This is a genomic window from Actinomyces dentalis DSM 19115, assembly GCF_000429225.1.
Classification (GTDB): domain Bacteria; phylum Actinomycetota; class Actinomycetes; order Actinomycetales; family Actinomycetaceae; genus Actinomyces; species Actinomyces dentalis.
In genome coordinates this window covers 26291-38457 of sequence record NZ_AUBL01000014.1, presented here as the reverse complement: position 1 = coordinate 38457, position 12167 = coordinate 26291, and the positions used below count along the sequence as shown (strand labels likewise).

The window sequence follows — 12167 nt, the reverse complement described above, 5'->3', positions numbered from 1 at the left end:
TCGACGGCGTCGACTCCGCAGCGGGGCGGTCCGGCGGTCGTGCGGCCGCGCTCGTCGGGGCTCTTGTCCAGTGGCCCTGGAGGCCGTCGCCGTGCCGGCCCCCGGGAACGGCCCTTTCCGCCGCCTCTAAAGGCCAGGCTCGGGAAGCATCACGCGCCTGCAGGCGCATGGGGACAGATTCACAGTATTCCCGGAAGGTTATTCAGCGGGCGTCTGCGCGCGTTTCCGGGGGAGCGATATGGTGATGGGTCCGCTCCCATGGGGCGCAGTGAGCCCTTCTCACCGGGTCACCGGGGTGCTCCGGGGCGGGGTCGGCGCCGTGGTCCTGGCCGTCCGCGGGGGCGAGACCGGTTCGCGAGCACGTCACTTAACCCGCGAGATCGTCACTTAACCCGCGAGCACGTACCTCTAGCAGACGTGCTCGCGGGTTAAGTGACGATCTCGTGAATCGGCCGGGGGCGTCGGGACGCCGGGGCGGGGGGCGGGCGCCGCTGGCCGGGGCCGGATCGCGGCACGCGCGACTTCCGCCGGTTTCGTGTGCGGTTTCGCCGGTCTCGCGCGTCTTTTCCGCCGGTTTCGGTGAAAGAGGCGGCGGGGCTCAGTCCAGCTGCTCGAATTTGCGCGCCCAGGCGGTGCGGATCGGGTTGGCGTCGGCGATCATGGCGTCGAAGCGCTCGTCGGCGATGTCGATGACCTCGCCCAGGGCCGCCCGGGCCTCCCGGGCGGGGGAGCTGTGCACCCGCGCCCAGCCGCGGGCGATGAGCCGGCGGCGGTCGGCGATGCGGGCCACGCACATGACCAGCGGCCGGTCGAACTTCTCGCGGTAGGCCCCGTCCAGGGCCCGCAGTTCGGCCGCCTCGGCGTCGTCGAACTCCCCCAGGGCGAGGGACGCGGTCTCCAGCCGGGCCCGCTCGTCACCGGCGTCGGACAGCAGCAGGTCGACGACGTCGGTGTAGCCGCGCACGAGCGCCTCCTGCTCCTCCGGCGCGGCGGCCAGGACCTCGTCCTCGAAGGCCTGGCGCAGCGCCGTCGTGGAGGCGAAGGGGCGCGAGTCCCACACGCGCTCGGCGGGCCAGGCGGCGCCCTCGTACAGGCGCGAGAAGGTCGTCACGAACTGCTCGCGCCCCATGGCGCCGACCTCCTCCAGGCTCACGGCGCGCCCGGCGACGACGGCGACGTCGGCGCCCCCCTGGCGGCCCACGTGGAAGAAGAGCAGGTTGAGGATCACGGCGCTCAGCGCCCCGATGGTCACGCCCGAGCCGAAGATGATCCGCAGCCAGCCGGGCATGGCGGCGGCGATGTCCGGCTTGAAGGTCACCAGCAGCGCCAGCCCGAGCGAGGTCGAGACGATGACGGCGTTGCGGTTGTCCCTCATATCGACCTTGCCGAGGGTCTGGATGCCCACGACGGCGACCGAGGCGAACATGGCCAGGCTCGCCCCGCCGATGACGGGGGAGGGGATGGCGGCGACGACGGCGCCCGCCTTGGGCACCAGCCCCAGGACGATCATCATGGCCCCGGCCGCGGTGACCACCCAGCGCGAGCGCACGCGCGTGAGCCGCACGAGCCCGACGTTCTGGGCGAAGCAGGTGTAGGGGAAGGAGTTGAGGATCCCGCCCAGCAGGGTCGACAGCCCGTCGGCCCGCAGGGCGGCGGCGATGTGCCCGGGGGTGATGCGCCTGCCGACCACCTCGCCGGTGGCGAAGACGTCGCCGGTGGTCTCCACGGCGGTGACCGCCATGACGATGACCATGGACGCGATCCCCGCGGCGGACAGGCGCGGGACGCCGAAGTAGAAGGGCGTGGTCACCCCCAGCGGGGCGGCGGCGGCCACGCCGGAGAAGTCCACGTCGCCCAGGGCGGCGGCTGCGCCGGTGGCCGCGACCAGGCCGATGAGCACAGAGATGGTGGCGATGAATCCCTTGAAGATGCGCTGGACGGCGACGATGAGGGCGATGGTCAGCAGCGCGTAGCCCAGGCCCTTGAGCGTCAGGGAGCCCGCGAGCGCCTCGGAGGCCCCCTCGGGCGCGTTCGCCCCCGGGGAGACGATGTCCCCGGCGGACACGCTCATGAGTGTGGTGCCCATGACGGTCAGCAGCGTGCCGGTGACGACCGGCGGGAAGAAGCGCAGGAGCCGCGCGAAGTAGGGGGCGGCGAGGAAGGTGAGGATCCCGGCGGCGATGATGGAGCCGTACATGGCGGGCAGGCCCCCGGTTCCCCCGGCGCCGCCGGAGGCGGCCAAGCCGATGGCGATGAGCGGGGACACGGCGGTGAAGGTCACGCCCTGGATGAGGGGCAGGCGCACGCCGATCCTGGGGCCCAGGCCGGCGGACTGGATGATGGTGGCGATGCCGCAGGTCAGCAGGTCGGCGTTGATGAGGTGGACGGTGGTGGCGGCGTCGAGGTTCAGGCCCTGGGAGATGACCAGGGGCACAATGACGGCCCCGGCGTAGAAGGCGAGCACGTGCTGGATTCCCAGCACGGCCAGGGCCCCCGCCGGGGGGACGGCGTCGACCGGGTCGGGCGCGGTGCGGGCCGGGGTGTTCGGGGCTGCGGGCCGGGGTCGGGCGTCCTGGGTCATGAACTGGGGTCTCCTCGGGGCCCTGCCTGGTGCGGGGCGGTGGAAGGTCGGAACGGCGGAGGCGGACGGGCACATTGTGCCGCGGGGCACATCCGCCCGGGCCGGTGGGACGTGCCGTGGCGCCCCGTGGTCCGTCTCACATGGGCGCCTCCCGCGGGGCGGGCCGCCCCTCAGCCGGCCTCCAGGACCCGCAGCAGCGGCGCGTAATGATCGGAGATCGCGGCGCGGTAGGCGTCGACGTCGCCTTTGCGGGCGGCGGAGAGCATGGCGCGGTGGGCGTTGGCGGTGAGCCTGATGTCCTCGGGGCGGGGGGCGCCGAGCATGGGCACCGTGAGGGTGTGGACGGACCAGAAGGCGTCGATGAGGTGGCGGAAGAGCTGGTTGGGCAGGGGCTTGAGGAGCATGGCGTGGAAGAGGCGGTCCTGCTCGGTGAAGGTCGAGCCGGCGTCGGCCAGGCGCTCCATCTCGATGACGACCTCGTCGATGCGCCTGTCCTGGCGCCCGTGCCAGGCGGCGATGACCTCGTCCGCCAGCGCGGAGTCGAGCAGGGTGCGCACCTCGACGACGTCGCGCAGGCTGCGGTAGTCGTCGCCGGGCTTGAGCAGGCCCCGGAAGACGAGCGACTCGATCATGGGGCGCATGGAGACCTGCCCGACGAACATGCCGTGCCCGTGGCGCACCTGGACGATGTCCAGGGCGACGAGGGTGCGCACGGCCTCGCGCACCGAGGAGCGCGAGACGCCCAGGTCGGCGCACAGCTGGGCCTCGGTCGGCAGCGGGTCGCCGGGTTTGAGGTGGGTCTGGAGGATGTAGTCCTTGATCGCGTTGATGGTCGCGGCGGCCTGCGTCGTCGGCGCCTCGTTGAGGGAGGCGTAGGTTCCGCGCTTCGATCCCATGGCAGTCATCGTGACCATCACTCCATTGCTCGGTTCTGTCCCGCGGCCCCTCGGGGCCGGCGCCCGGGGGCCCGGGGGCCGTCGTTGCCACAACGTTACTTTCTGAGGGTGGCGGGGGGCCGGTGAGCCCGTGCTAGAGTCATCCTATCAACGTCAGACAACAGACGTCCGACTTCAGGAGATCATCAATGACGATCATCGCACCCCGCGCCTCCCGACGCGACTTCATCCGGCTCACCTCCACCATGGGCCTGGCCGCGGGCCTGGCCGCGGCCCTGGCGGCCTGCGGCGGCGGGAGCGGCTCGACGACGAGCGCGGGGGCCTCCGGTGCGGCCGGCGCCCGGCCGAGCGTCGATCCCAGCGCCAACGCCGCCGCCTCCAATCCCGACGGCGTCATCACGGCCGGCATCTCCTACGAGCTGGGCACCACCGGCTACGACCCGATGACGACGACGGCGGCGCTGACCGTCGCCGCCAACTGGCACACCATGGAGGGCCTGACCGAGCTGCACCCCGTCACGCGCGAGTGCTACGCCGCCCTGGGGGCCGACCTGCCCGTCAAGGTCGACGACACCACCTACGAGGTCGCCCTGCGCGAGGGCGCCGTCTTCTCCGACGGCACCGCCGTGACCGCCCAGGACGTCGTCTTCTCCTTCGAGCGGGTCCTCGACCCCGCCAACAAGTCCCTCTACGCCCAGTTCATCGCCTTCATCGCGGGCGTGGAGGCCAAGGACGAGCGCACCGTCACCATTAGGACGTCCCACCCCTACTCGCTGGTCGCCGAGCGCCTGAGCGTGGTCAAGATCGTCCCCAGGGCCGCCGCCCTGGCCGACCCCGCCGCCTTCGACAAGAACCCGGTCGGCACCGGCGCCTACGTCATGAAGGACAACGGCGCCGCCAGCCAGACCATCGTCTTCGAGCGCAACGACAAGTACACCGGCTCCCACCCGGCCCTGGCCAAGACGATGACCTGGCAGATCCTGCCCGACGACACCACGCGCACCAACGCGATCACCTCCGGCGCCGTCCAGGCGATCGACGCGGTCCCCGTGGCCAACCTCGCCTCCATGTCCGATCCCGTCAAGGTCGCCGCCCAGCAGGGCTTCTCCCTCCTGTTCGCCATGTTCAACAACCGGACCCTCTCCGACGCCAGGGCCCGCCAGGCGATCCTGTACGCCCTGAACTACGAGGAGATCTGCTCCACCGGCATGGGCACCCTGGCCACCCCGGCCACCTGCTTCGTCCAGGAGGGCCACCCCGCCTACCGGCGGGCGAAGACCGTCTACGGCTACGACGTCGAGAAGGCCAAGTCGCTGCTCAAGGAGGCCGGCATCACCACGATCAACATCCTGTGCAGCGACCACGGCTGGTTCTCGGCGGTGCGCCCCATCATCCGCGAGAACCTCGAGGCGCTGGGCGTGAGCGTCAACTACGACGAGAAGAAGTCCTCCGACGTCTACTCCTTCGTCGACGGCGACCAGGGCGCCTGGGACGTCGTCATCGCGCCGGGCGACCCCTCCGTGTTCGGCAACGACGCCGACCTGCTCCTGCGCTGGTGGTACGCCGGCGACACCTGGACCGACCAGCGCATGCACTGGAAGGGCTCCGAGGCCTACACCGCGGTCCAGACCAAGCTCGACGAGGCCGTCAAGCTCGAGGGCGAGGCGCAGATCTCCACGTGGCAGGAGCTGTTCGACCTGCTGTCCGAGCAGGTGCCGCTCTACCCGATCTTCCACCGCAAGACGCCCACCGCCTACAACTCCCAGACGCTGGTCGGCTTCCAGCCGATCGCGCTGACGGGGCTGTCTTTCGTGGACATCGGCTCGACCGCGGCCTGAGGGCCTCCGGCGCCGGGCGGGCGCGGCGCGACCGAGCCCGCCCGGCGCCGGGTCCCGCGCAATCAACCCCGCGCAATTCAAGGAGCACACCCGTGTCCACCCTCCTCCGCCTGATCGGCCGGCGCCTCGTGGCCCTGCCCGTCATGGTGCTGGGCGTGACGCTGCTCGTCTTCGTCGTCATGTCGTTCTCACCGTCCGACCCGGCGCGCCTGGCGCTGGGGGAGGCCGCGTCGGCGCAGGCGCTCGAGCAGTACCGCATCGCCCACCACCTCAACGACCCCCTCCTGGTCCGCTACTGGAACTACCTGGTGGGCCTGGCCCACGGGAGCCTGGGCGAGGCCTCCCACGGCGACAGGATCTCCGACATGGTCGCCGCGGCCTTCCCCATCACCCTGCAGCTGACCTTCATCGGGATCGCGCTGGCCGTCGTCGCCGCCACCGTCCTGGGCGTCGTCGCGGCGCTCCACCGCGACCGGTGGCCCGACCAGGTCATCCGGGTCGTGTCCATCCTGTGCCTGGCCACGCCCTCCTTCTGGCTGGCCCTGCTGCTCATCCAGTGGTTCGGCGACATCCCCGGCGCCACCGGGACCTTCCCCTCCGTCGTCACCACCTGGGTGCCCTTCAGCCAGGACCCGGCCGCCTACGTCCGCCAGATCTGCCTGCCGGCCCTGGCCATCGCCGTGCCCAACACCGGCACGCTCACCCGCGTCGTGCGCACCGCCATGGTCGAGGAGCTCGACCGCGACTACGTGCGCACCGCCATCGGCGCCGGCATCCCCCGGCGGGTGGTCATCGCCCGCAACGTCCTGCGCAACGCCCTCATCACCCCGCTGACCGTCCTGGGCCTGCGCCTGGGCTACGCCATGGGCGGCGCCGTCGTCATCGAGATCATCTTCAACATCCAGGGGATGGGCCAGCTCATCTTCAAGGGGATCAAGGACTCCGACGTCAACATCGTCCAGGGCGTGTCCATCACCGTGGCGCTGGCCTTCATCATCATCAACATCGTCGTTGACATGCTCTACGTGCTGGTCAACCCGAGGATCAGGAGCGTCTGATGCCCCACCGCCGCACACTCGAAGGGCTCTCCCGGCCCGGGCTGCGCCTCCAGGGCTGGAGGAGGCTGCCCGCGGGGTCCAAGATCGCCGTCGTCATCCTGGCCCTCATCGCCGCCATGGCGATCCTCGCCCCCGTCGTGGCCCCCTACGACCCCGGCGACACCGGCCTGGCCAAGATCGAGCGCACCGTCCACGTCGAGGGGATCGGGGACACCGTCATCTCCGACACCGCCGTCCCGCCCTCGGCCCAGCACCCGTTCGGCACCGACAAGCCCAGCCGCGACATCTTCTCGCGCGCCGTCTACGGCGCCCGCGTCTCGCTCGTGGTGGGGCTGAGCGCCACCGGGATCGCCCTGGCGCTGGCCGCCGTCCTGGGGGCCGTGGCCGCCACCGGCCGCAAGTGGGTCGGCGAGCTCGTCATGCGCGTGCTGGACGTGCTCATGTCCTTCCCGGGCATCGCGCTGGCCGCCGTCCTGGTCCTGGCCATGGTCAAGCGCCTGCCGGTGGTCCCCGTCATCATCATCGCCACCGCCGTCGTCTACACCCCCCAGCTGACCCGCGTGGTGAGGGCCAATATCCTCGCCCAGTTCGGCGAGGACTACGTGGCCGCCTCCAGGGTCATGGGGGCCCGGGTCCCGTGGATCCTGTTCAAGCACGTGGTGCGCAACTGCATCGCGCCGATCATGGTCTACGCCACCGTCCTGGTGGCCGACGCCATCGTCTTCGAGGCCTCCCTGTCCTTCCTCAACGCCGGCATCAAGTCGGTCAACACCCCCACCTGGGGCAATATGCTCTCCGAGGGCAAGGAACTCCTCCTGTCCGGCCACTGGTGGCCGACCTTCTTCCCCGGCCTGATGATCCTCATCACCACCCTGTGCCTCAACGTCCTGTCCGAGGGACTGACCGACGCCATGGCCTCCCCGTCCATCCGCACCCGGGTCGACGCCGCCGACGTCGAGGCCGACGAGGAGGCCATGCGCGCCCGGGAGGCCGTCGGGGCCGACGCCGGCGCCGCCAAGCCCGACGACGCCGGGGAGGGGGCCGACGACGCCGGGGACGGTGCCGGGGCCGCGAAGGCCGTCGGGACCGACGCCGGGACCGGCCCGGCATCCGCTGCGGCGGGCGGCGCCGCCGGGACGGTGCCGCTCGCCGAGCGCCTGGCCGCCCTGCGCGCCGCCGAGCTGGCCCGCACGGACCGCCTGGTCCCGCCCGCCCCGCAGGCGGAGCCGGTCCTGGAGGTGAAGGGCCTGTCCATCGCCTTCCCCGCCCAGCACGGGGACGTCGACATCGTCGACAACGTCTCCTTCTCGGTGCGCCCCGGCGAGACCATGGGCCTGGTGGGCGAGTCCGGGTGCGGCAAGTCGATCACCTCCATGGCCGTCATGGGGCTGCTGCCGCCCACCGCCCGCATCACCGGCGAGATCGCCTTCAAGGGCCGCGACATCCTGGCCATGACCCCCGCCGAGCACAACGCCCTGCGCGGGCACGAGATGAGCATGATCTACCAGGACGCCCTGTCCTCGCTCAACCCCTCCATGCTCATCCGCTCCCAGATGAAGCAGCTGACCCGTCGCGGGGGCACCCGCAGCGCCGAGGAGCTCCTGGAGCTGGTCGGCCTGGACCCGGCGCGCACCCTCAGGAGCTACCCGCACGAGCTGTCCGGCGGCCAGCGCCAGCGCGTCCTCATCGCCATGGCCCTGACCCGCGACCCCGCCCTGGTCATCGCCGACGAGCCCACCACCGCCCTGGACGTCACCGTCCAGAAGCAGGTCATCGACCTGCTGGGCGAACTGCGCGAGCGGCTCGGCTTCGCCATGGTCTTCGTCAGCCACGACCTGGCCCTGGTCGCCAAGGTCGCCCACCGCATCACCGTCATGTACGCCGGGCAGGTGGTCGAGCAGGCCGCCACCTCCGAACTGCTGACCAACCCCGTCCACGAGTACACCCGCGGCCTGCTGGGGGCGGTCCTGTCCATCGAGTCCGGCTCCCAGCGCCTGCACCAGGTGCGCGGCACGGTCCCCAGCCCCGGGGAGTTCGTCAGGGGCGACCGCTTCGCCCCGCGCTCGTCCCACCCGGGGGTCGGTCTGAACACCCGGCCCGTCCTCAAGCCCGTGGCCGGGGCGAACGAGCACTACTACGCCATCACGCCCGAGCTCGAGGCGGTCCTGGCGGGGGAGGCCCACTGATGAGCACGCGCACGAGCACGCCCGCCGCCGACGCCTGGGACCCGCGCACCGACCCGGTCATCGAGCTGCGCGGCGTCCACGTCATCCACCGCTCCCGCACCGGCGGACTGCTGCGCCCCGACACGGTCCACGCCGTCGACGACGTGTCGCTGGCCGTCCGGCGCGGCCAGACCCTCGGCCTGGTGGGCGAGTCCGGGTGCGGCAAGTCCACGACCGCCCGCGTCATGGTGGGCCTCCAGGCCCCCACCCGCGGCGAGGTCCGCTTCAAGGGGCGCCGGCTCGGCCGCTCCGCCGCCGAGCGGCGCGAGCTGGGCAGATCCGTCTCCGTGGTCTTCCAGGACCCGGCCACGGCGCTCAACCCGCGCATGATCGTCCACGACGCGCTCATCGACCCGCTCAACGTCCACGGCATCGGCTCGGCCGCCCAGCGCGAGGCCCGGGTCCGCGAGCTGCTGCACCTGGTGGGCCTGCCGCCCAGCGCCCTGGGCGTGCTGCCCCGCCAGATCTCCGGCGGCCAGCGCCAGCGCGTGGCCATCGCCCGGGCCCTGGCCCTGGACCCCGACATCATCGTCGCCGACGAGCCCACCAGCGCCCTGGACGTGTCCGTGCGCGCCCAGGTCCTCAACCTCCTCCAGGACCTCAAGGCGGCGCTCGGACTGGGCCTGGTCTTCATCAGCCACGACATCAACACGGTCCGCTACGTCTCGGACCGCATCGCGGTCATGTACCTGGGCCGGATCCTCGAGACGGGCCCGACCGAGGAGATCTTCGCCCGCCCGCAGCAGGACTACACGCGCACCCTCCTGGGCGCCGCGCCCAGCCTGCTGGGGGCCTGACCGGCGCCCGCGCCGACCAACCGACCACCCCGTAGAAAGAACACACATGGACACCCGCTTCACAGGCGTCATCCCCCCGGTCATCACCCCCCTCCTGGACGGGCGCGTCGACTTCGACAGCCTCGACCGCCTCGTCGACATGCTCATCGGCGCCGGCGTCGACGCCCTGTTCCTCCTGGGCTCCTCCGGCGAGGCCGCCTACCTCACCGACTCCCGGCGCGAGGCCGTCGTGGCCCGCGCCGTGGCCCGCGCCGACGGGCGGGTGCCCGTCCTGGCGGGGGCCATCGACACCACCGCGCCCCGCGTCATCGAGCAGGCCCGGCGCGCCGCGGCCGCCGGCGCCGACGCCGTCGTGGCCACCTGCCCCTTCTACGCCCTCAACGACGCGGCCGAGATCGAGGACCACTTCCGGGCGATCGGGGCGGGCGTGGACGTGCCGCTGTTCGCCTACGACGTGCCCGTGCGCCTGGGCGGCGCCAGGCCGACGGCGGACGTGCTCGTGCGCCTGGGGGCCGACGGCGTGCTGACCGGCGTCAAGGACTCCTCGGGCGACGACGTGGGCCTGCGCCGCCTGGTGGCCGCCAACGAGGCCGCCGGCCACCCCCTGGCCCTGCTGACCGGCCACGAGTGCGTCGTCGACGGCATGCTCCTGATGGGCGCCGACGGCGTCGTGCCCGGCTACGGCAATGTCGAGCCCCGCCCCTACGTCGAGATGTGGGCGGCCGCCCGGCGCGGGGACTGGGAGGGGGCCCGCCGCCTCCAGGAGGGGATCTGCGCCGGTTTCGAGATCGTCCACGCGCCCCGGGGGCGCTCGGCCGACGCCACCGGCATCGGCGCCTTCAAGACCGTCATGCGGGCCCAGGGCACCATCGCCTCCAACGAGATGGCCTTCCCGGTGCGCGCCCTGGAGGGCGAGGTCGAGGAGCGGATCCTGGCCATCGCCCGCTCGCGGGGCCTGATCTGAATGAGGCCGCCGTCCGCCGCCGGAGTGCGGCCATCGCGCGCGCCCCGGCCCGGGGGCCTCGTGGGCGTCGACCTGGGCGGCACCAAGATCGCCGCCGCCCTCGTCGGGTCCGACGGCGCCCTGCGGTCGGCGACCCTCCGGGCGCCCACGCCCGCTGGCCGGGGCCCCGGCGCCGTGCTCGACGCCGTCGCGGACCTGGTCGAGCGGGTCGTGGCGGGCGCCGCGGCCCCCGGCCGGCCGGGCGCCGTCGCGGCGGTGGGCATCGGCTCGGCGGGCGTCATCGACGCCGAGCGGGGCGTCGTGGTCTCGGCCACCGACGCGATCGCCGGGTGGACGGGGACGGACGTGGCCGGCGGCGTGTCCGAGCGCCTGGCGGCCGCCGGCGTCCGGGCCCCCGACGGCGCGGCCCCCCTCGTGCACGTCGACAACGACGTCAACGCCCACGCCGCCGGCGAGGCCCGGTTCGGGGCGGGGCGGGGGCGCTCCAGCGCCCTGGTCGTGGCCGTGGGCACGGGCGTGGGCGCGGCCCTCGTCCTGGACGGGCGCATCCACCACGGCGCCCACTTCCTGGCCGGGGAGATGGGGCACATGCCCTGCGGGGAGGCGCAGGGGGAGACCTGCACCTGCGGGCGGCCCGGCCACCTGGAGGCCGTGGCCGCCGGGCCGCAGATCGCCCGCCGCTACCGGCGGGCCACCGGGGACGAGACGGTGACCGGCGCCGTGCAGGTCGAGCGCCTCGCCGAGGCCGGCGACGCCGTCGCCCGACGGGTCTACCGGCAGGCCGCCCTCGCCCTGGGCCGGGCCCTGGCCGGCGCCGTCACCGTCCTGGACCCCGAGGCCGTCATCGTCTCCGGCGGCCTGGCCCGCTCCGGCGGGCTGTGGTGGGGGCCCCTGCGCCGGACCCTGCGCGGCGAGCTCGTCGACCTGGTCGCCGAGCGGATCGAGATCCTGCCCGCCGCCCTGGGCGGCGCCGCCCCCATCATCGGCGCGGCCCACGAGGCCCGCCTGCGCCTGGCCCGGGCCCCCGGGCCCGCCCGCCCCGGCACCGGCCCCGATACCGGCCCCGGTCCCGGCATCGACCCCGACACCCGACCCCGACAGGAGGCGCCATGAGCCGACTCCACCCCGTTCTCCACCGCCTGCGCGGCGGCCTCATCGCCTCCGCCCAGGCCTACCCCGGCGAGCCCATGCGCGACCCGCGCACCATGGACCAGGTCGCCCGGGCCTGCGCGGCCGGCGGCGCCGCCGGCATACGCGCCCAGGGCCTGGCGGACCTGGCCCTGATCACCCAGCACGTGGACGTGCCCGTCATCGGGCTGTGGAAGGACGGCCACGACGGCGTCTTCATCACCCCCACCCTCACGCACGCCATCGCCGTGGCCGCCACCGGCTGCCAGATCGTGGCCCTCGACGCCACCGGGCGCCCGCGCCCCGACGGCCTCACCTTCGCCCAGACCGTCGCGGGCCTCAAGGAGGCCCGCCCGGACGTGCTCGTCATGGCCGACTGCGGCTGCCTGGACGACGCCCGGGCGGCCCAGGACGCGGGCGCGGACGTGCTGGGCACCACGCTGGCCGGCTACACGGGCGAGCGGCCCGTGACCGAGGGCCCCGACATCGAGCTCGTCGACCAGGTGGCGGCCATCGCCGAGGTCCCCCTCGTCGTCGAGGGGCGCGTGCACACCCCGGCCCAGGCGGCGCTGGCCATGGAGCACGGCGCCTTCGCCGTCGTCGTCGGCACCGCCATCACCCACCCCACGACCATCACCTCCTGGTTCGTCCAGGCCCTGCGATCGCGATGAGCGGGCGGC

9 protein-coding genes are annotated in these 12167 nt (G+C 73.3%); 7 read left to right on the top strand and 2 right to left on the bottom strand.

Annotated features, from left to right (window positions below; genetic code table 11):
- Positions 1 to 598 precede the first annotated feature (598 nt).
- Complete coding sequence (locus tag G446_RS0104725; RefSeq protein ID WP_026409280.1) at positions 599 to 2581, bottom strand: solute carrier family 23 protein; 1983 nt, start codon at positions 2579 to 2581, stop codon at positions 599 to 601.
- 170 nt (positions 2582 to 2751) lie between these two features.
- A complete protein-coding gene (locus G446_RS0104720; protein ID WP_026409279.1) occupies positions 2752 to 3477 on the bottom strand; it encodes a FadR/GntR family transcriptional regulator in 726 nt (241 codons plus the stop codon).
- 188 nt (positions 3478 to 3665) lie between these two features.
- Between G446_RS0104720 and G446_RS0104715 the strand changes: the two genes are divergently transcribed.
- From G446_RS0104715 to G446_RS0104685, 7 genes are all read left to right on the top strand, one after another.
- Positions 3666 to 5315 carry an ABC transporter substrate-binding protein gene (locus G446_RS0104715; RefSeq protein ID WP_026409278.1) on the top strand — a complete coding sequence of 550 codons (1650 nt, stop codon included), beginning with the start codon at positions 3666 to 3668 and terminating at the stop codon, positions 5313 to 5315.
- A 92-nt stretch (positions 5316 to 5407) separates the two neighbouring features.
- Positions 5408 to 6373, top strand: a complete 966-nt coding sequence (locus G446_RS0104710) for an ABC transporter permease (protein ID WP_026409277.1) — start codon at positions 5408 to 5410, stop codon at positions 6371 to 6373.
- Entirely contained in the window at positions 6373 to 8559 is a 2187-nt protein-coding gene (locus G446_RS0104705) for a dipeptide/oligopeptide/nickel ABC transporter permease/ATP-binding protein (RefSeq protein WP_026409276.1), read from the top strand. Before G446_RS0104710 ends, G446_RS0104705 begins: the two co-directional genes overlap by 1 nt.
- Entirely contained in the window at positions 8559 to 9395 is an 837-nt protein-coding gene (locus G446_RS0104700) for an ATP-binding cassette domain-containing protein (protein WP_026409275.1), read from the top strand. Before G446_RS0104705 ends, G446_RS0104700 begins: the two co-directional genes overlap by 1 nt.
- Positions 9396 to 9441: 46 nt before the next feature.
- On the top strand, positions 9442 to 10359 hold the full coding sequence (locus tag G446_RS0104695) for a dihydrodipicolinate synthase family protein (protein WP_026409274.1): 918 nt from the start codon (positions 9442 to 9444) through the stop codon (positions 10357 to 10359).
- Positions 10360 to 11472, top strand: a complete 1113-nt coding sequence (locus tag G446_RS16010) for an ROK family protein (RefSeq protein ID WP_084778998.1) — start codon at positions 10360 to 10362, stop codon at positions 11470 to 11472.
- Complete coding sequence (locus G446_RS0104685) at positions 11469 to 12158, top strand: N-acetylmannosamine-6-phosphate 2-epimerase (RefSeq protein WP_026409273.1); 690 nt, start codon at positions 11469 to 11471, stop codon at positions 12156 to 12158. Before G446_RS16010 ends, G446_RS0104685 begins: the two co-directional genes overlap by 4 nt.
- Positions 12159 to 12167: the final 9 nt, after the last annotated feature.

Excerpts from the sequence above, each read along its gene's own strand:
- G446_RS0104725 (WP_026409280.1), bottom strand. The coding sequence starts at position 2,581 with ATGACCCAGGACGCCCGACCCCGGCCCGCAGCCCCGAACACCCCGGCC.
- G446_RS0104720 (WP_026409279.1), bottom strand. The coding sequence starts at position 3,477 with ATGGGATCGAAGCGCGGAACCTACGCCTCCCTCAACGAGGCGCCGACG.
- G446_RS0104715 (WP_026409278.1), top strand. The coding sequence starts at position 3,666 with ATGACGATCATCGCACCCCGCGCCTCCCGACGCGACTTCATCCGGCTC.
- G446_RS0104705 (WP_026409276.1), top strand. The coding sequence starts at position 6,373 with ATGCCCCACCGCCGCACACTCGAAGGGCTCTCCCGGCCCGGGCTGCGC.
- G446_RS0104700 (WP_026409275.1), top strand. The coding sequence starts at position 8,559 with ATGAGCACGCGCACGAGCACGCCCGCCGCCGACGCCTGGGACCCGCGC.
- G446_RS0104695 (WP_026409274.1), top strand. The coding sequence starts at position 9,442 with ATGGACACCCGCTTCACAGGCGTCATCCCCCCGGTCATCACCCCCCTC.
- G446_RS16010 (WP_084778998.1), top strand. The coding sequence starts at position 10,360 with ATGAGGCCGCCGTCCGCCGCCGGAGTGCGGCCATCGCGCGCGCCCCGG.
- G446_RS0104685 (WP_026409273.1), top strand. The coding sequence starts at position 11,469 with ATGAGCCGACTCCACCCCGTTCTCCACCGCCTGCGCGGCGGCCTCATC.